The following is an 18,913-nucleotide window of genomic DNA, read 5'->3' as shown; positions in this document are numbered from 1 at the left end:
GGCACGGCTATTGCTACACCGCAGGCAACATACCGTTTTTATGACGGTCAGCCATGCGAGAGAGCACGATGCCCCAGGCCGCCCACCGTTCCCATTCCTCCGATCCGCGAGGACACATCCCGCTCGAGCAGGAAAGCCGGCAGGGTCTCGAGCAGGCGTTCGCCCTGTTCGATCAGGTTTCCAGCCAGCTCAGCCAGTCCTACAACATGCTCGAGGCGCGGGTCAGCGAGCTCAAGGGCGAACTGGCGGTGGTCAGCGCCCAGCGCATGGCCGAGCTGGATGAAAAGGAGCGCCTGGCGAACCGTCTGCAGAACCTGCTGGACCTGCTGCCGGGCGGGGTGATCGTGATCGATGGCGAGGGTTATGTGCGCGAGGCCAATCCGGCGGCTTGTGAGTTGCTCGGCGAGCCGCTGGTCGGCGTGCTCTGGCGTCATGTGATCGCCCGCAGTTTCGCGCCGCGTGAGGATGACGGTCACGAGGTCTCGCTGCGTGACGGGCGTCGCCTGTCCATTGCCACGCGTTCCCTCGATGCCGAGCCCGGCCAGCTGGTGCTGCTCAATGACCTGACCGAAACCCGGCGCCTGCAAGACCAGCTGGCGCGCCACGAGCGCCTGTCGTCCCTGGGGCGCATGGTCGCGTCCCTGGCCCACCAGATCCGTACGCCGCTCTCGGCGGCGATGCTGTATGCCAGTCACCTGGCCGATCCCCAGCAGGTGCTGGCGGAGGAGACCCGTCAGCGTTTTGCCGGCAACCTCAAGGAGCGCCTGCACGAGCTGGAGCACCAGGTGCGCGACATGCTGGTGTTTGCCCGAGGCGAGCTGCCGCTCAACGACCGCATCAGCCCGAAAGCGCTGTTCCAGGCGTTGCAGCAGGCGGCCCATGCCCATGTCCAGGGGCATGCGGTGCGCTGGCAGTGCGACAGTCATCTGGGGGAGTTGCTGTGCAATCGCGACACCCTGGTCGGCGCGCTGCTCAATCTGATTGAGAATGCCCTACAGGCCAGTCATGAGCCGGCACGGATCAAGGTCCACCTTTCCCGTCGCGACGACAGCCTGCGCATCTGCGTGAGCGATGCCGGCAGCGGCATCGATGCGCAACTGCTGGCGCGTCTCGGCGAGCCGTTCCTGACCACCAAGGCCACCGGCACCGGCCTGGGGCTTGCCGTGGTTCAGGCCGTGGTGCGGGCGCATCGCGGCACGCTGGGCCTGCGCTCCAAGCCTGGGCGTGGCACTTGTGTCACCGTGGTGTTGCCGCTGATCGACAGCCGGCTGGAGGCAGGTCAATGAGCGTCAAGGTTCTGCTGGTGGAGGATGATCGGGTCCTGCGCCAGGCGCTGGTCGATACCCTGGAAATCGGCGGGTTCTGCCATCGTGCCGTCGGCAGTGCCGAGGATGCCTTGCTGGCGGTGGCTGAGGAGTCGTTCAGCCTGGTGGTCAGCGATGTGAACATGCCGGGCATGGATGGGCACCAGTTGTTGGCGCAGCTGCGCCGCAATCACCCGCAGCTCCCGGTGCTGTTGATGACCGCCCATGCGGCGGTTGAGCGCGCCGTCGAGGCCATGCGTCAAGGGGCTGTCGACTATCTGGTCAAGCCCTTCGAACCCAAGGCGCTGCTCAGCCTGGTGGCGCGGCATGCCGTCGGTGCCGGCGCAGCGTCGGACGAGGAGGGGCCGGTGGCCTGCGAGCCGGCCAGTCGGCAGTTGCTGGAGTTGGCGGTTCGGGTCGCGCAAAGCGATTCCACCGTGCTGATCTCCGGCGAGTCGGGGACCGGCAAGGAGGTGCTGGCGCGCTATATCCACCAGCAGTCGCGGCGCGTGGACCAGCCGTTCGTGGCGATCAACTGCGCGGCGATCCCGGACAACATGCTCGAGGCGACCCTGTTCGGTCACGAGAAAGGAGCTTTCACGGGCGCGATCGCCGCCCAGGCCGGCAAGTTTGAACAGGCCGATGGCGGCACCCTGCTGCTCGACGAGATTTCCGAGATGCCGCTGGGCTTGCAGGCCAAGCTGCTGCGCGTGCTGCAGGAGCGCGAGGTCGAGCGCGTCGGCGGGCGCAAGCCCATCGCCCTGGATATTCGCATTCTCGCCACGACCAACCGCGACCTGGCGGGCGAGGTGGCGGCCGGACGCTTCCGTGAGGACCTGTACTACCGCCTTTCGGTATTCCCCATGGCCTGGCGGGCGCTGCGCGAGCGTCCCGCCGATATCGTGCCGCTGGCCGAGCGTCTGCTGGCGCGCCATGCGCAAAAGATGCGCCATGCCCAGGTGCGCTTGTCCGCCGAGGCGCGGACGTGCCTGCAGGCCTACGCCTGGCCGGGTAACGTGCGCGAGCTGGACAACGCGATACAGCGCGCGCTGATCCTGCAGCAAGGTGGCGTGATCGAGGCGGCGGATTTCTGTCTGGCTGGCGCCATTCCATTGTCGGTGCCAAAGGTGGCCACTATTGAGCCATTATCGATTGAGCCGGCTGTCGAGGCTGGAGGGCTGGGCGACGACATGCGTCGTCACGAGTTCCAGATGATCATCGACACCCTGCGTGCCGAACGCGGGCGCCGCAAGGAGGCTGCCGAACGTCTGGGCATCAGTCCGCGCACCTTGCGCTACAAGCTGGCACAGATGCGTGACGCGGGCCTGGATGTCGAGGCTAGCCTGTTCGGTTGATACGTCGTTTTGAATGATTTTCGGGTTGGCTGGCACTCCTCTTGCTAGTTCCAACCCATTCGCTGCACGAGTGTCAAAAAAAGTGCGGCAGCCGGAGAGAGAAGTCCATGACCCAAGGTGTTGAATTCAATCGTCTGATGTTGGACATGCGCGCCATGCAGGCCGAAGCCATGTCCCAGCCCAAGGTTGCCGCCGCGCCTGAGCTGGCGCCCGGCCAGAGCAGCTTCGCCGACATGCTCGGCCAGGCCATTGGCAAGGTGCATGAAACGCAACAGGCTTCCTCCCAGCTGGCCAACGCTTTCGAGATCGGCAAGAGCGGTGTCGACCTGACCGATGTGATGATCGCCTCGCAGAAGGCTTCGGTATCGTTCCAGGCCCTGACCCAGGTGCGCAACAAGCTGGTACAGGCGTACCAGGACATCATGCAGATGCCGGTATAAGGGCGAGAGTGAGTCATGGCCGAAGCAGTCGTCGATAACGCCCCCGCCAAAAGTGGCCCGCCAGCGGCCAAGCCGCCGCTGTTCGGCATGGCGTTCCTGGAAAACATCTCGCAGATGCCCATGCTGCGTCAGGTCGGCCTGCTGGTCGGGCTGGCCGCCAGCGTGGCCATCGGTTTCGCCGTGGTGCTCTGGTCGCAGCAGCCGGACTACCGGCCGCTGTATGGCAGCCTGGCGGGCATGGACACCAAGCAGGTGGTGGACGCGCTGGCCTCAGCCGATATTCCCTATAAGGTTGAGCCGAACTCCGGCGCCCTGCTGGTCAAGGCCGACGACCTCTCCCGTGCGCGCCTGAAACTGGCCGCCGCCGGCGTGGCGCCAAGCGATGGCAACGTTGGCTTCGAGCTGCTCGACAAGGAGCAGGGCCTGGGTACCAGCCAGTTCATGGAAGCCACCCGCTATCGCCGTGGACTGGAAGGCGAGCTGGCGCGCACCGTGTCGAGCCTGAACAACGTCAAGGCCGCCCGCGTGCACCTGGCGATCCCGAAAAGCTCGGTGTTCGTGCGCGACGAGCGCAAGCCCAGCGCCTCGGTACTGGTTGAACTGTACCCGGGTCGCAGCCTGGAAGCCGGCCAGGTCATGGCCATCGTCAACCTCGTGGCCACCAGCGTTCCGGAGCTGGACAAGTCCCAGGTGACCGTGGTCGACCAGAAGGGCAATCTGCTTTCCGATCAGCTGCAGGACACCGCCCTGACCATGGCGGGCAAGCAGTTCGACTACAGCCGGCGCATGGAAGGCATGCTCACCCAGCGTGTGCACAATATCCTGCAGCCGGTGCTGGGCAACGACCGCTACAAGGCCGAAGTGTCGACCGATGTCGACTTCAGCGCTGTCGAGTCCACCTCCGAGCAGTTCAACCCTGACCAGCCTGCGCTGCGCAGCGAGCAGTCGGTCAACGAACAGCGTGCCAGCAGCCAGGGGCCGCAAGGTGTGCCGGGGGCCCTGAGCAACCAGCCGCCGGCCGGCGCCTCCGCGCCCGAAAACGCCAAGGCCACCGCCACGCCGGCCGGTGCCATCCAGCCCGGCCAGCCGCTGGTGGACGCCAACGGCCAGCAGATCATGGACCCGGCCACCGGCCAGCCGATGCTCGCGCCGTACCCGAGCGACAAGCGTCAGCAGAGTACCAAGAACTTCGAGCTCGACCGTTCCATCAGCCACACCCGTCAGCAGCAAGGTCGCCTGACCCGACTGTCGGTGGCCGTGGTGGTGGATGACCAGGTCAAGCTCGACGCCGCCACTGGCGAAGCCACCCGCACCCCGTGGGGCGCGGAGGACCTGGCGCGCTTCACCCGCCTGGTGCAGGACGCGGTGGGCTTCGATGCCAGCCGTGGCGACAGCGTCACCGTGATCAACGTGCCGTTCGCCGCTGACCGTGGCGACGAGCTGGTCGACATTCCGTTCTACTCGCAGCCGTGGTTCTGGGACATCGTCAAGCAAGTGCTGGGCGTGCTGTTCATCCTGGTGCTGGTGTTCGGCGTGCTGCGTCCGGTGCTCAACAACATCACAGGTGGCGGCAAGCAGGCTGCCACGGACAGCGACATGGAACTGGGCGGCATGATCGGTCTGGATGGCGAACTGGCCAACGACCGCGTCAGCCTGGGTGGCCCGACAAGCATTCTGTTGCCGAGCCCGAGCGAGGGTTACGAGGCACAGCTCAACGCAATCAAGGGCCTGGTGGCCGAAGACCCGGGCCGCGTGGCCCAGGTCGTGAAAGAGTGGATCAACGCCGATGAGTGACAATCGAGCCATTACCGCCAAGCTGAGCCGCGTCGACAAGGCGGCCATCCTCCTGCTCTCGCTCGGCGAGACCGATGCCGCGCAGGTCCTGCGCCACATGGGGCCCAAGGAAGTGCAGCGGGTCGGTGTGGCCATGGCGCAGATGGGCAACGTCCATCGCGAGCAGGTCGAGCAGGTGATGAGCGAGTTCGTCGAGATCGTCGGCGACCAGACCAGCCTGGGTGTCGGTTCCGACGGCTACATCCGCAAGATGCTCAACCAGGCCCTCGGCGAGGACAAGGCCAACGGCCTGATCGACCGCATCCTGCTCGGCGGCAACACCAGTGGCCTGGACAGCCTCAAGTGGATGGAGCCGCGTGCCGTGGCCGACGTCATCCGCTACGAGCACCCGCAGATCCAGGCCATCGTGGTGGCCTACCTCGACCCCGACCAGGCCGGCGAGGTGCTGAGCAACTTCGACCACAAGGTGCGTCTGGACATCGTGTTGCGCGTGTCGTCGCTCAACACCGTGCAGCCGGCGGCGCTCAAGGAACTCAACCAGATCCTCGAGAAGCAGTTCTCCGGCAACTCCAATGCCGCGCGCACCACCCTGGGTGGTATCAAGCGTGCCGCCGATATCATGAACTTCCTCGACAGTTCCGTGGAAGGCGCGCTCATGGATGCGATCCGCGAGATCGACAGCGACCTGTCGGAGCAGATCGAAGACCTGATGTTCGTCTTCAACAACCTGGCCGACGTCGACGACCGTGGCATCCAGGCGCTGCTGCGCGAGGTGTCCTCCGACGTGCTGGTGGTGTCGCTCAAGGGCGCCGACGAGCGGGTCAAGGACAAGATCTTCAAGAACATGTCCAAGCGTGCGTCGGAGCTGCTGCGCGACGACCTGGAGGCCAAGGGGCCGGTGCGGGTCAGCGACGTGGAGACGGCGCAGAAGGAAATCCTCACTATCGCCCGCCGCATGGCCGAGGCCGGCGAGATCGTGCTGGGCGGCAAGGGCGCCGAGGAAATGATTTAAGCCGCCCCTGCGTGGGGGCGACCTGCCTCGCGATGGCGTCTGTCTCATCGCGGGGCAAGCCCGCTCCCACAGGGACCTGTTAAGGTTTTCGAGAAACTCACCGCATGTCCACCACCGAACACCCCAGCGACCTGATCCGTGCCCGCGACCTCGAGGGCGTGGATGTGTGGGCGCTGCCCAGCTTCGATCCCGAGCCCGAGCCGCAACCCGAGCCCGAGCCGGAAGTCATCGAGGAAGAAGTCGAAGAGGTCCCGCTGGAGGAAGTCCAGCCGCTGACCCTCGAGGAACTCGAGGCCATCCGCCAGGAAGCCTACAACGAAGGCTTCGCCACCGGTGAGCGCGAAGGCTTCCACAGCACCCAGCTGAAGGTACGCCAGGAGGCCGAAGTGGCCCTGGCGGCCAAGCTGGCCAACCTGGAACAGATCATGGCCCACCTGCTCGAGCCCATCGCCGAGCAGGACACGCAGATCGAGAAAGCCTTGGTGCAACTGGTCGCCGGCATGACCCGCCAGGTCATCGGTCGCGAGCTGCGCAGTGATTCGAGCCAGATCACCCACGTGCTTCGTGAGGCGCTGAAACTGCTGCCGATGGGCGCCGACAACATCCGTATCCACCTCAACCCGCAGGACTTCGAGTTGGCCAAGGCCTTGCGCGAGCGTCATGAGGAGAGCTGGAAACTGCTCGAAGATGAGTCGCTGTTGCCGGGCGGCTGCCGGATCGAGACCGCTCACAGTCGTATCGACGCGACCATGGAAACCCGTATCGAGAAGGCCGTGGCGCAACTGTTCGACCAGTCCCACGACCAGGCCCTGCATCCTGCCGCGCCGGACATTTCCGTCGAACTGGACGTGCCGGCGGGTGCAACCGATGCGCCTTGACCGCACCAGCTTCGGCAAGCGTCTGGAGGGCTACGCCGACGCGGTGAAGTTGCCCGACCAGCCGATTGTCGAAGGGCGCTTGCTGCGCATGGTCGGCCTCACCCTCGAAGCCGAGGGTCTGCGCGCGGCGGTGGGCAGCCGTTGCCTGGTGATCAACGACGACAGCTACCACCCGGTGCAGGTGGAGGCCGAGGTCATGGGCTTTGCCGGCAGCAAGGTGTTCCTGATGCCGGTCGGCAGCATCGTCGGCCTGGCTCCCGGTGCCCGCGTGGTGCCGCTGGACGACAGCGGTCGCCTGCCGATGGGCATGAGCATGCTTGGCCGGGTGCTCGACGGCGCCGGTCGCGCGTTGGACGGCAAGGGCGGGATGAAGGCCGAGGACTGGGTGCCGATGGACGGCCCGATCATCAACCCGCTCAACCGTGATCCGATCAGCCAGCCGCTGGATGTCGGGATCCGCAGCATCAACGGCTTGCTCACCGTCGGTCGTGGCCAGCGCCTGGGCCTGTTCGCCGGTACCGGTGTCGGTAAATCGGTGCTGCTGGGCATGATGACCCGCTTCACCGAGGCCGAGATCATCGTGGTCGGCCTGATCGGCGAGCGGGGCCGGGAGGTGAAAGAGTTCATCGAGCACATCCTCGGCGAGGAGGGGCTCAAGCGCTCGGTGGTGGTGGCCTCGCCGGCGGACGACGCGCCCTTGATGCGTCTGCGCGCGGCGATGTACTGCACGCGCATTGCCGAGTATTTCCGCGACAAGGGCAAGAATGTCCTGCTGCTGATGGATTCGCTGACCCGTTTCGCCCAGGCCCAGCGCGAAATCGCCCTGGCCATCGGCGAGCCGCCCGCCACCCGAGGTTATCCGCCTTCGGTGTTCGCCAAGCTGCCCAAGCTTGTGGAGCGGGCCGGTAACGGCGAGCCGGGCGGTGGCTCGATCACTGCGTTCTACACCGTACTGTCCGAAGGCGATGACCAGCAGGACCCGATCGCCGACTCGGCGCGGGGCGTGCTCGATGGCCACTTCGTGCTGTCCCGGCGTCTGGCCGAGGAAGGGCACTACCCGGCCATCGACATCGAGGCCTCGATCAGCCGGGTCATGCCCCAGGTGGTCGACTCCGATCACCTGCGCCAGGCGCAGAAGTTCAAGCAGCTGTGGTCGCGCCTGTCGCAGAGCCGCGACCTGATCAGTGTCGGCGCCTATGTGGCCGGTGGCGATCCGGAAACGGACCTGGCCATCGCCCTGCAACCCAAGCTGGTGGACTTCCTGCGCCAGCGCCTGGATGAGAGCGTCGGCATGGCGCAGAGCCGTGAAGAACTGGCCGCGGTGTTCGCGCCGCCGGCGGGCTGATAGGTCATGGCCCAGCCCAGCCGAGCGGCACGCCTGGTGCCGGTGGTGGAGATGGCCGAGGAGGCCGAGCGCAAGGCCGCCCAGCGCCTGGGGCATTTCCAGAAGCTGCTCAGCGATGCCCAGGCCAAGCAGGCCGAGCTCGAGAGCTTTCGCGAGGCCTATCAGCAGCAGTGGATCAATCGCGGCAGCCAGGGCGTCGACGGGAACTGGCTGGTCAACTACCAGCGCTTCCTCGGGCAGCTGGAAACGGCGATGACCCAGCAGCGCCAGAGCATGGCCTGGCACCAGAACAACCTGAACAACGCCCGCAACACCTGGCAGCAGGCCTACGCCCGGGTCGAAGGGCTGCGCAAGCTGGTCCAGCGCTATCTGGACGAAGCACGTCGAGCCGAGGACAAGCGCGAGCAGAAGCTGCTCGACGAGCTGTCCCAGCGCCTGCCGCGCCAGAGCCACCCCTGATCGACCTGACTGGCGCCTGCCGCCAGCGCCTGCTAAACCTTCAGAAGTCGCATTCGCCATCATCGAAGGAATCGCTCGCATGGCAGTCGAAACTGATTTTTCACAGGATGGGAAAAAGCTGACGATCAAGGTCAAGGGTCGTTTCGATTTCGGCAAGCACCAGGAATTCAGGGATGCCTACGAGCATCAGCGTCCGCGTCCGGATTCCGTGGTGGTAGACCTGAAAGAGGCCACGTATCTCGACAGCTCGGCGCTGGGCATGTTGCTGTTGTTGCGTGACCATGTCGGTGGTGAGGACTCGGATATCCGTGTGGTCCATGCCAGCCCTGACGTGCGCAAGATCCTGGCGATCTCCAATTTCGAAAAGCTGTTCGATATCAGTTGAGCGTGGCCATGTCCGCCGATCAGTCGTTGACCGTGCTGGTGGCCGAGGACGGCGCCGCAGACAGACTGTTGCTGGCGCAGATCGTCCGGCGCCAGGGACATGAGGTGGTCACTGCCGAGAATGGCAAGCAGGCGGTGGCGCTGTTCGCCGAGCGGCGGCCGCAGTTGGTGCTGCTCGATGCACTGATGCCGGTGATGGATGGCTTCGAGGCGGCGCGGCGAATCAAGGCGCTGGCCGGCGAGGCACTGGTGCCGATCATCTTCCTGACCTCCCTCAATGAAGAGGAGGGGCTGGTGCGTTGCCTGGAGGCCGGGGGCGACGATTTCATGGCCAAGCCCTACAGCGCCGTGATCCTGGCGGCGAAGATCCGCGCCATGGATCGCTTGCGTCGCTTGCAGGCGACGGTGCTGGAGCAGCGCGACCAGATCGCCCGCCATCACCATCACCTGCTCAACGAGCAGCGGGTGGCCAAGGCGGTGTTCGACAAGGTCGCCCACTCCGGCTGCCTGAGTGCCTCGAACATCCGTTACCTGCAATCGCCCTATGCGCTCTTCAATGGCGACCTGCTGCTGGCGGCGTTTACGCCTTCGGGCGACATGCATGTGCTGCTGGGGGACTTCACCGGCCATGGCTTGCCGGCCGCGGTCGGCGCCATGCCATTGGCGGAAGTGTTCTATGGCATGACTGCCAAGGGCTATGGGCTGGTCGAGACGCTGCGGGAGATGAATGCCAAGCTCAAGCGCATCCTGCCCGTGGACATGTTCTGTTGCGCGCTGTTGCTCAATCTGAGTTTCCAGCGGGGGACGGTGGAACTCTGGAACGGTGGCATGCCGGATGGCTACCGGTTGTCGGCACAAGGCGAAGTGCTGGAGGTGTTGCCTTCACGCCACCTTCCGCTTGGAATCCTGCCTCCCGAGCAGTTCGACGATACCACCGAGGTGATGCCACTTGCGGTGGGGGAGCGCTTGTTCCTGCTGTCCGACGGCGTGGTTGATACAGGTGATGCGCAGGAATGCCTGTTCGGTGTGGAGCGCTTGCGCGAGGTGCTGGCGGCCAACCGTGATCCGGCAGTGTTGTTCGATGAGCTCATGCAGGCGCTGGCGGGTTTTGGTGGCCAGTCTCGTGACGATATCAGCCTGTGCGATATCCGCATGCTGCCGCCTGAGCATGTAGTACCGCAGGCGGTGGTGTACTCCGACAGTGGTCGTTCCAGTCCACTGGACTGGTCGATGCAGTTCGAGTTGCGGGGCGAGAGCCTGGAGCGCTTCAACCCGGTGCCTTATCTGGTACAGCTGTTGCAGGAAATCCATGGGCTCAGGCCTAGCAGCGGTAAGTTGCACAGTGTGCTGAGCGAGTTGTACGCCAATGCGCTGGAGCATGGCGTGCTGGGGTTGGACTCGGCGCTCAAGTGCGATGCCGAAGGCTTCGCCGAGTACTATCGGCAGCGCGCCGAGCGCCTGGGGCAGCAAGTGCACGGCAGCGTCGGTATTGCCCTGCGGGTGGAACCTCGTGGCGCGGGCGGGCGTCTGACCATCGAGGTCCGTGACAGCGGCGCGGGCTTCGATGTGGCGCGCCTGCCGCTTGACAGGCCTTATGGGCAGGGTTTCAGCGGGCGCGGGGTGAGCCTGGTGCGGCGGCTGGCGGAAAATGCCCAGTGGCTGGAGGGTGGTCGCCTGGCGCGCGTGGAGTTTCAATGGTGAGCCGGTTTGCGCGGCTCGGGCCTAACTCAGGCTTGATCAGGGAGTGAACAAGTGGTGGACATGCATATTGATCAGAAGGTGTTGAGTGACTTGCGGGAGGTCATGGAAGATGGCTACCTGCAGTTGCTGGAAACCTTCCTGGAAGACTCCGAGCGGCGCCTGAACCAACTGCACGAAGCCAAGGACGCCGACGAACTCGGCCTGGCCGCGCACAGCTTCAAGGGCAGCAGCAGCAACATGGGGGCCGTTGGCTTGGCCGAGCTGTGCCGACAGCTCGAGGAACGGGTCCGCCAACAGCCTCTGTACGGTATTGAAGACCTGATCAACCGCATTGATCAGGAGTACCTGGAGGTCCAGCGTTTCTACCGTGGCGAGCGGCAGCGGATTGTCGCCGAGTAAAAGCTGGCGCGAGTTTTGCTTTTCTTCGCACAGACGCACTTTACCAGTTCTGCCGCGGAGACCTCTCAATGCCTGTCGCATCCAATCCATTGTTGCAAGCCGGCCTCGTCAACAAGACGTCGCGCCCGGCTGCCAGTGTGGCGGACAAGCCGCTGCAAGCCCCGGCCAGCCAGTGCAACGGCTTCGACCAGGTCATGGCCAGGCAGGGGCGCGACAGCGTTCCGGCGCGTGACGACAAGGTCGCCAAGGGCGCCGACCAGGCCAAGCCCAAGGAGCAGGCCGCGCCTGCCGCAGGCGGCAAGCCGGACGACGCCAGCAAGCCGGCGGTTGCCGATGACGGCAAGAATTTGCCAGTCATCCCGGGCAGCAAGGCTGCTGCTGAAGCGGATGAAACCAGCGAAGGCGACACCAGCGCGTCTCTCGACGCCAGTCTGGTGGCCGGCCAGGTCACCGATGCCCAGCCGGGCGCGCAGTTGATCCAGGCCCAGGCCGAAGCGGTCGCTCCGGTGCTGCAGGCGGCGGTGCAGGCGCCACAGCCAGCGCTGCCGCCGGCTGCGGTCGTCGAGGAGCCTGCCAAGGATGCCGCGTTCGATCCGGATGCGGACCCCTTGGCCAACATGCCGACCTTGCGTCTGGCGCTGGAGCAGGACGCCCAGGCCAAGGGGACCACATCGGCCCATGCGGCCAGTCCCCGCTCCGAAAGCACCCAGGCAACTGCCGACCCGACCGCCGCGGCCGTCAATACCTTGGCGAACGTGGTCGGCAAGGCCGAGCAGGAGGCGGGGAACGCCGAGCATGGCGACAAGGCATTTGCCGGGTTGATCGACGATGGCCTCAAGGATATCAAGGGTGCCAGCAGCGACACGCGGGTCGATGACTTCGCCGACCGCTTGGCCAGCCTGACGCAGGCGGCGACGCCCAAGACCGCCAATGCCGTGCCGGTGACGCCGAACCCGCTGCAGCAGCCGTTGGCGATGAACCAGGGCGCCTGGACCGAAGGTCTGGTGAACCGGGTCATGTACCTGTCGAGCCAGAACCTCAAGTCGGCTGACATCCAGCTTGAACCCGCTGAATTGGGGCGCCTGGACATCCGCGTCAATGTCGCGGCGGACCAGCCAGCCCAGATTCACTTCGTCAGTGGCCATGCCGGTGTGCGTGATGCGCTGGATAGCCAGGTTTACCGACTGCGCGAGCTGTTCGCCCAGCAGGGGCTGGCGCAGCCGGACGTCAGCGTGGCCGACCAGTCCCGCGGCCAGCAACAGCAGCAGGCGCAGCAGGGCGGCTCGAGCCTGTCCGGCGTGGCGGCGCGCCGCGCCGAGGCGGGCGCAGAGGGCGTAGAGCCTGCCGCTGGCACACGTGCCACCGAACATCAGGTGGTGGTAGGCGACAGCATGGTCGACTACTACGCCTGATTTTTGCCGGCCCTGTCCGGCCACCTCCAGGTGGCGCTTGTCCGGCGACAGGGTCGGTACCTTCCTACTCGGTCGAATCTGGCATAACACTTGCTCAAGCCACGTCATCCTTCTTTGAAACCCCGATGGACGACGGATTATTGGCATGGCTAAGAGTGACGCAGTGAAAGACCCCGCCGCTAAAGGCAAACTCAAGTTGATCCTGCTGCTGGTGCTGGCCCTGCTCCTGGCGGTCGGTCTGTCGGTGGGTGCCACCTGGTTCTTCATGCACAAGAGCGAGTCGGCGCCGGCGCCCGATGCGGCGCAGAGCAACGTCAAGCCGGCGGCGATTTACGAACCCCTGGCACCGGCTTTCGTGGTCAACTTCAACCAGAACGGCCGCCAGCGCTACATGCAGGTGAGCATTACCATGCAGGGGCGCAGCCAGGCCGACCTTGAGGCGCTGAAGGTGCACATGCCGGTGATCCGCAACAACCTGGTGATGATGTTCTCCGGCCAGGGCTTCGACACCCTCGCCAGCAGCCCGGTCGGGCAGGAGATGCTGCGCCAGAAGGCCACCGCGGTGGTGCAGGAAGTGGCACAGAAGGAAGTCGGCAGGCCGGTCGTCGACCAGCTGCTGTTCACCAATTTCGTATTGCAGTAGGAGCACATAGATGGCCGTGCAGGACCTGCTGTCCCAGGATGAGATCGACGCCCTGTTGCATGGGGTGGACGATGGGCTGGTACAAACCGAGAGCTCTGGTGAGCCCGGCAGCATCAAGAGCTACGACCTGACCAGTCAGGACCGTATCGTGCGGGGTCGCATGCCGACCCTGGAAATGATCAACGAGCGTTTCGCCCGTTATACCCGCATCAGCATGTTCAACCTGCTGCGTCGCTCCGCCGACGTGGCGGTGGGCGGCGTGCAGGTGATGAAGTTCGGCGAGTACGTGCACTCGCTGTACGTGCCCACCAGCCTCAACCTGGTCAAGATCAAGCCGTTGCGTGGCACCGCGCTGTTCATCCTCGACGCCAAGCTGGTGTTCAAGCTGGTGGACAACTTCTTCGGTGGCGACGGCCGTCACGCCAAGATCGAGGGTCGTGAGTTCACCCCGACCGAGCTGCGCGTGGTGCGCATGGTCCTGGACCAGTGCTTCGTCGACCTCAAGGAAGCCTGGCAAGCGATCATGCCGGTCAACTTCGAGTACATCAACTCCGAGGTCAACCCGGCCATGGCCAACATCGTCGGCCCCAGCGAGGCGGTGGTGGTCTCGACCTTCCACATCGAGCTCGACGGCGGTGGCGGCGACCTGCACGTGACCATGCCGTACTCGATGATCGAGCCGGTGCGTGAAATGCTCGATGCCGGTTTCCAGTCCGACCTGGACGACCAGGACGAGCGCTGGGTCAAGGCCCTGCGCGAAGACGTGCTGGACGTCAATGTGCCGGTGTCGGCCACGGTCGCCCGCCGCCAGCTGAAGCTGCGCGACATCCTGCACATGCAGCCGGGCGACGTGATTCCGGTGGAACTGCCCGAGCACCTGGTGCTGCGCGCCAACGGCGTGCCGTCGTTCAAGGCGCGGCTGGGTTCGCACAAGGGCACCCTGTCGCTGCAGATCATCGACCCGATCGAACGCCGCTGACGGCGTGCCGGTCGCTCCAACGTATTGAATGCCTGTCGAGGAAATCATGGCTAACGAAAACGAGATCAACTCTCCCGAGGAACAGGCCCTGGCCGATGAGTGGGCTGCCGCCCTGGAAGAGACCGGTGATGCCGGGCAGGCTGACATCGATGCCCTGCTCGGTGGCGACGCCGGTCACATCGGTGGCGATCGCCTGCCGATGGAGGAATTCGCCAGCTCGCCAAAGCCCAACGAACATGTCAGCCTCGAAGGCCCGAACCTGGATGTGATCCTGGACATCCCGGTGAGCATCTCCATGGAAGTGGGTAGCACCGAGATCAGCATCCGCAACCTGCTGCAGCTCAACCAGGGTTCGGTGATCGAACTGGACCGCCTGGCGGGCGAGCCGCTGGACGTGCTGGTCAACGGCACGCTGATCGCCCATGGCGAAGTGGTCGTGGTCAACGAGAAGTTCGGCATCCGCCTGACCGACGTGATCAGCCCCAGCGAACGTATCAAGAAGCTGCGCTGAGTGAAGCGCATGATGCGGGGCTTCACCGCCCTCGGTGCATTGCTGGTCAGTGAAGTGGTGATCGCCGCGGCCGAACCCAACGCCTCGTCTGCCGCGCCGTTGCCTGGCGGGTTGGGCGCGCAGCTGGCACAGATGGTCTTCGGCCTGCTGGTAGTGGTGGGGCTGATCTTCGTCCTGGCCTGGCTGTTGCGGCGCATGCAGGGCAACGCCCAGCGCGGTGCCCAGGTGATCGAAATCGTCGGCAGCCGGGCGATTGGACCGCGCGACCGGTTGCTGCTGGTGCAGGTGGGCAAGGAGCAGATCCTGATCGGCCACAGCCCTGGCAGCATCGAAGCCTTGCATGTGCTGGCCGAGCCCATGGAGGTGCCCGCCGCGGCACGCCAGGCCACGCCGGAATTCGCCCAGCGGCTGCTCGAGCTGATGGGCAAGGATCATAAGGACAAGACGTGATGAGCGGCGCGCTGCGCTTTTTGTTGACCCTGGCGCTGCTGCTGGCCGCGCCGTTGGCCCTGGCCGCAGACCCGCTGTCGATCCCCGCCATCACCTTGTCCAGTGGGGCGGACGGGCAGCAGGAATACTCGGTCAGCCTGCAGATCCTGCTGATCATGACGGCGCTGAGTTTCATTCCGGCGTTCGTCATCCTGATGACCAGCTTCACCCGCATCATCATCGTCTTCTCGATCCTGCGCCAGGCCCTGGGTCTGCAGCAGACGCCGTCGAACCAGGTGCTCACCGGCATGGCGCTGTTCCTGACCATGTTCATCATGGCGCCGGTGTTCGACCGGGTGAACAAAGACGCCCTGCAGCCCTACCTGGCCGAGCAGATGACCGCCCAGCAGGCCATCGACAAAGCTCAGGGGCCGTTGAAGGACTTCATGCTGGCGCAGACCCGGCAGAGCGACCTCGACCTGTTCATGCGCCTGTCCAAGCGCACCGACATCGCCGGGCCCGACCAGGTGCCGCTGACGATCCTGGTGCCTGCGTTCGTCACCTCCGAGCTCAAGACCGCGTTCCAGATCGGCTTCATGATCTTCATCCCGTTCCTGATCATCGACATGGTGGTCGCCAGCGTGCTGATGGCCATGGGTATGATGATGCTGTCGCCGCTGATCATTTCGTTGCCGTTCAAGATCATGCTGTTCGTGCTGGTCGATGGCTGGGCGCTGATCATGGGCACCCTGGCCGGCAGTTTCGGTGGCGTCTGACGCCGCCAAGGAGAGCCTTGCATGACACCTGAAGTCGCTGTCGACCTGTTCCGTGATGCGTTGTGGCTGACCACCCTGATGGTCGCCGTGCTGGTTGTTCCGAGCCTGCTGATCGGCCTGGTGGTGGCGATGTTCCAGGCCGCCACGCAGATCAACGAACAGACCCTGAGCTTCCTGCCGCGTCTGTTGGTGATGCTGATCACGCTGATTGTCGCCGGGCCCTGGCTGGTGCAGAAGTTCATGGAGTACTTCATCGGCCTGTACACCAGCATCCCGCAGCTGATCGGTTGAGGCCGCCATGCTGGAGCTGACCGACACGCAGATCGGCACCTGGGTCGCCACCTTCATCCTGCCGTTGTTCAGGGTGATGGCGGTGCTGATGACCATGCCGATCTTCGGCACCAAGATGCTGCCAGCGCGGGTGCGCCTGTATGCCGCGGTGGCAATCACCGTGGTTATCGTGCCGGGGTTGCCGCCACTGCCCGAGATCGATCCGTTGAGTGTGCGCGGTGTGCTGCTGTGCGCCGAACAGGTCATTGTTGGCGCGTTGTTCGGCTTTTCCCTGCAGTTGCTGTTCCAGGCCTTCGTCATCGCCGGGCAGATCGTCGCCGTGCAGATGGGCATGGCCTTCGCCTCCATGGTCGATCCGGCCAACGGCGTCAACGTCGCGGTGATCAGCCAGTTCATGACCATGCTGGTGAGTGTGTTGTTCCTGCTGATGAACGGGCATCTGGTGGTGTTCGAGGTGCTGACCGAGAGTTTCACCACGCTGCCGGTGGGCAGTGCCCTGGTGGTCAACCATTTCTGGGAGATCGCCGGGCGCCTGAGCTGGGTGCTGGGTGCTGCGCTGCTGTTGATCCTGCCGGCGATCGCTGCGCTGCTGGTGGTCAACATCGCCTTCGGCGTGATGACCCGCGCCGCGCCGCAGTTGAACATCTTCTCCATCGGTTTCCCGCTGACCCTGGTGCTGGGCATGGGGATCTTCTGGGTCGGCTTGGCCGACATCCTTCCACACTACCAGGCACTGGCCAGCGAAGCGCTGCAGTGGCTGCGTGAACTGGCACGGGCGCGCTGAGCATGGCAGAAAGCGAAAGCGGTCAGGACAAGACAGAGGAACCCACCGAGAAGCGCAAACGCGACTCGCGGGAGAAAGGTGAGGTCGCCCGTTCCAAGGAGCTGAACACGGTCGCGGTCACCCTGGCGGGCGCTGGTGGCTTGCTGGCGTTCGGCGGTTATCTGGCGGAAACGCTGATGACCCTGATGCGCATGAACTTCAGCCTGACGCGCGAAGTGATCGTCGACGAGCGCAGCATGGGCGCGTTCCTGCTGGCCTCGGGAAAGATGGCGATCTGGTCGGTGCAGCCGATCCTGATTCTGTTGTTCGTGATTTCCTTCGTTGCGCCTATTGCCCTGGGCGGCTTCCTGTTCTCCGGGAGCTTGCTGCAGCCGAAGTTCAGCCGGATGAACCCATTGTCGGGGATCAAGCGCATGTTCTCGATGAACGCGCTGACCGAGCTGCTCAAGGCCATGGCGAAGTTCATCATGATCTTGCTGGTGGCGCTGCTGGTGCTGGCCAGCGACCGCGAGGCGCTGCTGGCCATTGCCAACGAGCCGCTGGAGCAGGCGATCATCCATGCGGTGCAGGTGGTGGGCTGGAGCACCTTGTGGATGGCGGCGGGGTTGCTGCTGATTGCCGGGCTGGATGTGCCGTACCAGCTGTTCCAGACGAACAAGAAGATGAAGATGACCAAGCAGGAGGTCAAGGACGAGTACAAGGACAGTGAAGGCAAGCCCGAGGTCAAGCAGCGGATCCGGCAGTTGCAGCGGGAGATGTCGCAGCGGCGGATGATGGCGGCGGTGCCGGAGGCGGATGTGATCATCACCAACCCGACCCACTACGCGGTGGCTCTGCAGTACAACCCGGACAAGGGTGGGACGGCGCCGTTGCTGGTGGCCAAGGGCACCGATTTCATTGCCTTGAAGATTCGTGAGATCGGGGTCGAGCATAACGTGCAGATACTCGAGTCGCCGGCCCTGGCGCGGGCGATCTACTACTCCACCGAGATGGAGCAGGAGATTCCGGCGGGGTTGTACCTGGCGGTGGCGCAGGTGTTGGCCTATGTGTTCCAGATTCGGCAGTATCGGGCTGGGAGGGGGAAGGCGCCGGAGCCGTTGAAGAAGGATTTGCCTATTCCTGAGGATCTGCGTCGGGATAGTTAAGTTTGTTTGTTTGTTTGTTTGTTTGTTTGTTTGTTTGTTTGTTTTGAAAGTTGTGTGCGCATTCATTTGCGATGTCGACGCTTATTCACCTTTCCGCCCTTACGGCGGGTAACTTTTTGAAGGATCAAAAAGTCACCAAAAAATCCTCGCTCCATTCATCCGGCCCTCCGCTTCGCTCCGGGTTCCCTCACTCCGGCCTTGCTCCCGGGAGGACCGCGCTGTAGGGCCCATCCTGGGCCCCAGCGCTTGACGGGCATCCATGCCCGTCACCTCCCTCCGCAAGACCTCCGTTCGGCCTCCTGAAGTCGCGAAGTTACGGGCGGCGCCTGGGCTGGCGCAGCTGTCGCTAGTTGCAGCTTAATTAATCTTTCGATCGCATCGCGGGGCAAGCCCGCTCCCACGCAATAGTCGCCATTATATATAACCCTGTAGGAGTGGGCTTGCCCCGCGAAAGGGCCGGAACAGCCAATACATAATTAACTGTCAAACAACTTAATTCGCATTTCTTGCTCTTGCTCTTGCTTCTAAGCGCGCGATAGTCCAGGCGCCACCAATTGCGACTTCAGGAGGCCGAGCGGAGTTCTTGCGTAGTGGGGCGACGGCCATGGATGGCCGTCGAGCGCTGCGGCCCAGGATGGGCCGTACAGCGCGGTACCCACGGGAGCAAGAACGGAGCGAGGGAACCCCGGAGCGAAGCGTAGGGGCCGGATGAATGGAGCGAGGATTTTTTGGTTCCTTTTTGATCCTTCAAAAAGGGACTCGCCGTAAGGGCGGAAAGGTGACTATGCGTCACCATCGCCAATGAATGCGCATAAAAAACCCAAAACAATCATCCCCGAACCCGAACCCGAACCCGAACCCGAACCCGAACC

20 protein-coding genes are annotated in these 18,913 nt (G+C 64.3%); all 20 read left to right on the top strand.

Annotated features, from left to right (window positions below; genetic code table 11):
- Positions 1–68: 68 nt before the first annotated feature.
- The 20 genes from DMX06_RS17310 (at position 69) to flhB (ending at position 18,041) form a co-directional block, all read left to right on the top strand.
- Complete coding sequence (locus DMX06_RS17310; protein ID WP_110738577.1) at positions 69–1,286, top strand: sensor histidine kinase; 1,218 nt, start codon at positions 69–71, stop codon at positions 1,284–1,286.
- A complete protein-coding gene (locus DMX06_RS17305; RefSeq protein WP_110738576.1) occupies positions 1,283–2,659 on the top strand; it encodes a sigma-54-dependent transcriptional regulator in 1,377 nt (458 codons plus the stop codon). Before DMX06_RS17310 ends, DMX06_RS17305 begins: the two co-directional genes overlap by 4 nt.
- A gap of 107 nt (positions 2,660–2,766) precedes the next feature.
- Positions 2,767–3,099 carry a flagellar hook-basal body complex protein FliE gene (gene fliE, locus DMX06_RS17300; protein ID WP_028692789.1) on the top strand — a complete coding sequence of 111 codons (333 nt, stop codon included), beginning with the start codon at positions 2,767–2,769 and terminating at the stop codon, positions 3,097–3,099.
- Positions 3,100–3,114: 15 nt separating this feature from the next.
- Positions 3,115–4,893, top strand: a complete 1,779-nt coding sequence (gene fliF, locus DMX06_RS17295; protein ID WP_110738575.1) for a flagellar basal-body MS-ring/collar protein FliF — start codon at positions 3,115–3,117, stop codon at positions 4,891–4,893.
- Complete coding sequence (fliG, locus tag DMX06_RS17290) at positions 4,886–5,905, top strand: flagellar motor switch protein FliG (RefSeq protein WP_028692791.1); 1,020 nt, start codon at positions 4,886–4,888, stop codon at positions 5,903–5,905. The genes fliF and fliG overlap by 8 nt, the downstream gene beginning before the upstream one ends.
- A 104-nt stretch (positions 5,906–6,009) precedes the next feature.
- Positions 6,010–6,783 (top strand): flagellar assembly protein FliH, encoded by a 774-nt coding sequence (gene fliH, locus DMX06_RS17285; protein WP_110738574.1) that lies wholly within the window; start codon positions 6,010–6,012, stop codon positions 6,781–6,783.
- Entirely contained in the window at positions 6,773–8,128 is a 1,356-nt protein-coding gene (fliI, locus tag DMX06_RS17280) for a flagellar protein export ATPase FliI (protein ID WP_110738573.1), read from the top strand. The genes fliH and fliI overlap by 11 nt, the downstream gene beginning before the upstream one ends.
- Before the next feature lie 6 nt (positions 8,129–8,134).
- Positions 8,135–8,587 (top strand): flagellar export protein FliJ, encoded by a 453-nt coding sequence (gene fliJ / locus DMX06_RS17275; protein WP_110605508.1) that lies wholly within the window; start codon positions 8,135–8,137, stop codon positions 8,585–8,587.
- A gap of 79 nt (positions 8,588–8,666) precedes the next feature.
- Complete coding sequence (locus DMX06_RS17270; protein WP_050706670.1) at positions 8,667–8,972, top strand: STAS domain-containing protein; 306 nt, start codon at positions 8,667–8,669, stop codon at positions 8,970–8,972.
- Between the two features lie 8 nt (positions 8,973–8,980).
- On the top strand, positions 8,981–10,672 hold the full coding sequence (locus DMX06_RS17265; protein WP_110738572.1) for a fused response regulator/phosphatase: 1,692 nt from the start codon (positions 8,981–8,983) through the stop codon (positions 10,670–10,672).
- Positions 10,673–10,723: 51 nt separating this feature from the next.
- Positions 10,724–11,071: an Hpt domain-containing protein gene (locus tag DMX06_RS17260; RefSeq protein WP_110738571.1), complete on the top strand. Its 348-nt coding sequence runs from the start codon at positions 10,724–10,726 to the stop codon at positions 11,069–11,071.
- Between the two features lie 68 nt (positions 11,072–11,139).
- The gene (locus tag DMX06_RS17255) at positions 11,140–12,483 is read left to right on the top strand and encodes a flagellar hook-length control protein FliK (protein WP_110738570.1); all 1,344 of its coding nucleotides are present in this window, start codon (positions 11,140–11,142) and stop codon (positions 12,481–12,483) included.
- A 145-nt stretch (positions 12,484–12,628) separates the two neighbouring features.
- Positions 12,629–13,126, top strand: a complete 498-nt coding sequence (gene fliL / locus DMX06_RS17250; protein ID WP_110738569.1) for a flagellar basal body-associated protein FliL — start codon at positions 12,629–12,631, stop codon at positions 13,124–13,126.
- A gap of 10 nt (positions 13,127–13,136) precedes the next feature.
- Positions 13,137–14,105 carry a flagellar motor switch protein FliM gene (gene fliM / locus DMX06_RS17245; protein ID WP_110738568.1) on the top strand — a complete coding sequence of 323 codons (969 nt, stop codon included), beginning with the start codon at positions 13,137–13,139 and terminating at the stop codon, positions 14,103–14,105.
- A gap of 46 nt (positions 14,106–14,151) precedes the next feature.
- Positions 14,152–14,616, top strand: coding sequence for a flagellar motor switch protein FliN (fliN, locus tag DMX06_RS17240; RefSeq protein ID WP_110738627.1), 465 nt, complete (start codon positions 14,152–14,154; stop codon positions 14,614–14,616).
- A 12-nt stretch (positions 14,617–14,628) separates the two neighbouring features.
- Complete coding sequence (fliO, locus tag DMX06_RS17235) at positions 14,629–15,066, top strand: flagellar biosynthetic protein FliO (protein ID WP_110738626.1); 438 nt, start codon at positions 14,629–14,631, stop codon at positions 15,064–15,066.
- On the top strand, positions 15,066–15,821 hold the full coding sequence (fliP, locus tag DMX06_RS17230) for a flagellar type III secretion system pore protein FliP (RefSeq protein ID WP_028692803.1): 756 nt from the start codon (positions 15,066–15,068) through the stop codon (positions 15,819–15,821). The genes fliO and fliP overlap by 1 nt, the downstream gene beginning before the upstream one ends.
- A 21-nt stretch (positions 15,822–15,842) precedes the next feature.
- On the top strand, positions 15,843–16,112 hold the full coding sequence (fliQ, locus tag DMX06_RS17225; RefSeq protein ID WP_023630488.1) for a flagellar biosynthesis protein FliQ: 270 nt from the start codon (positions 15,843–15,845) through the stop codon (positions 16,110–16,112).
- 7 nt (positions 16,113–16,119) lie between these two features.
- On the top strand, positions 16,120–16,896 hold the full coding sequence (gene fliR / locus DMX06_RS17220) for a flagellar biosynthetic protein FliR (protein ID WP_028692804.1): 777 nt from the start codon (positions 16,120–16,122) through the stop codon (positions 16,894–16,896).
- 2 nt (positions 16,897–16,898) lie between these two features.
- A complete protein-coding gene (flhB, locus tag DMX06_RS17215) occupies positions 16,899–18,041 on the top strand; it encodes a flagellar biosynthesis protein FlhB (protein WP_110738567.1) in 1,143 nt (380 codons plus the stop codon).
- Positions 18,042–18,913 lie beyond the last annotated feature (872 nt).

It is taken from the genome of Pseudomonas mosselii, assembly GCF_003205295.1.
GTDB lineage: Bacteria > Pseudomonadota > Gammaproteobacteria > Pseudomonadales > Pseudomonadaceae > Aquipseudomonas > Aquipseudomonas mosselii_B.
This window is presented reverse-complemented; position numbering and strand designations above follow the sequence as displayed.

Excerpts from the sequence above, each read along its gene's own strand:
- fliI (WP_110738573.1), top strand. The coding sequence starts at position 6,773 with ATGCGCCTTGACCGCACCAGCTTCGGCAAGCGTCTGGAGGGCTACGCC.
- fliH (WP_110738574.1), top strand. The coding sequence starts at position 6,010 with ATGTCCACCACCGAACACCCCAGCGACCTGATCCGTGCCCGCGACCTC.
- DMX06_RS17255 (WP_110738570.1), top strand. The coding sequence starts at position 11,140 with ATGCCTGTCGCATCCAATCCATTGTTGCAAGCCGGCCTCGTCAACAAG.
- fliQ (WP_023630488.1), top strand. The coding sequence starts at position 15,843 with ATGACACCTGAAGTCGCTGTCGACCTGTTCCGTGATGCGTTGTGGCTG.
- DMX06_RS17305 (WP_110738576.1), top strand. The coding sequence starts at position 1,283 with ATGAGCGTCAAGGTTCTGCTGGTGGAGGATGATCGGGTCCTGCGCCAG.
- fliO (WP_110738626.1), top strand. The coding sequence starts at position 14,629 with ATGCGGGGCTTCACCGCCCTCGGTGCATTGCTGGTCAGTGAAGTGGTG.
- fliR (WP_028692804.1), top strand. The coding sequence starts at position 16,120 with ATGCTGGAGCTGACCGACACGCAGATCGGCACCTGGGTCGCCACCTTC.
- DMX06_RS17270 (WP_050706670.1), top strand. The coding sequence starts at position 8,667 with ATGGCAGTCGAAACTGATTTTTCACAGGATGGGAAAAAGCTGACGATC.
- DMX06_RS17265 (WP_110738572.1), top strand. The coding sequence starts at position 8,981 with ATGTCCGCCGATCAGTCGTTGACCGTGCTGGTGGCCGAGGACGGCGCC.
- fliG (WP_028692791.1), top strand. The coding sequence starts at position 4,886 with ATGAGTGACAATCGAGCCATTACCGCCAAGCTGAGCCGCGTCGACAAG.
- fliJ (WP_110605508.1), top strand. The coding sequence starts at position 8,135 with ATGGCCCAGCCCAGCCGAGCGGCACGCCTGGTGCCGGTGGTGGAGATG.
- fliL (WP_110738569.1), top strand. The coding sequence starts at position 12,629 with ATGGCTAAGAGTGACGCAGTGAAAGACCCCGCCGCTAAAGGCAAACTC.
- fliN (WP_110738627.1), top strand. The coding sequence starts at position 14,152 with ATGGCTAACGAAAACGAGATCAACTCTCCCGAGGAACAGGCCCTGGCC.
- fliF (WP_110738575.1), top strand. The coding sequence starts at position 3,115 with ATGGCCGAAGCAGTCGTCGATAACGCCCCCGCCAAAAGTGGCCCGCCA.
- fliE (WP_028692789.1), top strand. The coding sequence starts at position 2,767 with ATGACCCAAGGTGTTGAATTCAATCGTCTGATGTTGGACATGCGCGCC.
- DMX06_RS17310 (WP_110738577.1), top strand. The coding sequence starts at position 69 with ATGCCCCAGGCCGCCCACCGTTCCCATTCCTCCGATCCGCGAGGACAC.
- flhB (WP_110738567.1), top strand. The coding sequence starts at position 16,899 with ATGGCAGAAAGCGAAAGCGGTCAGGACAAGACAGAGGAACCCACCGAG.
- fliM (WP_110738568.1), top strand. The coding sequence starts at position 13,137 with ATGGCCGTGCAGGACCTGCTGTCCCAGGATGAGATCGACGCCCTGTTG.
- fliP (WP_028692803.1), top strand. The coding sequence starts at position 15,066 with ATGAGCGGCGCGCTGCGCTTTTTGTTGACCCTGGCGCTGCTGCTGGCC.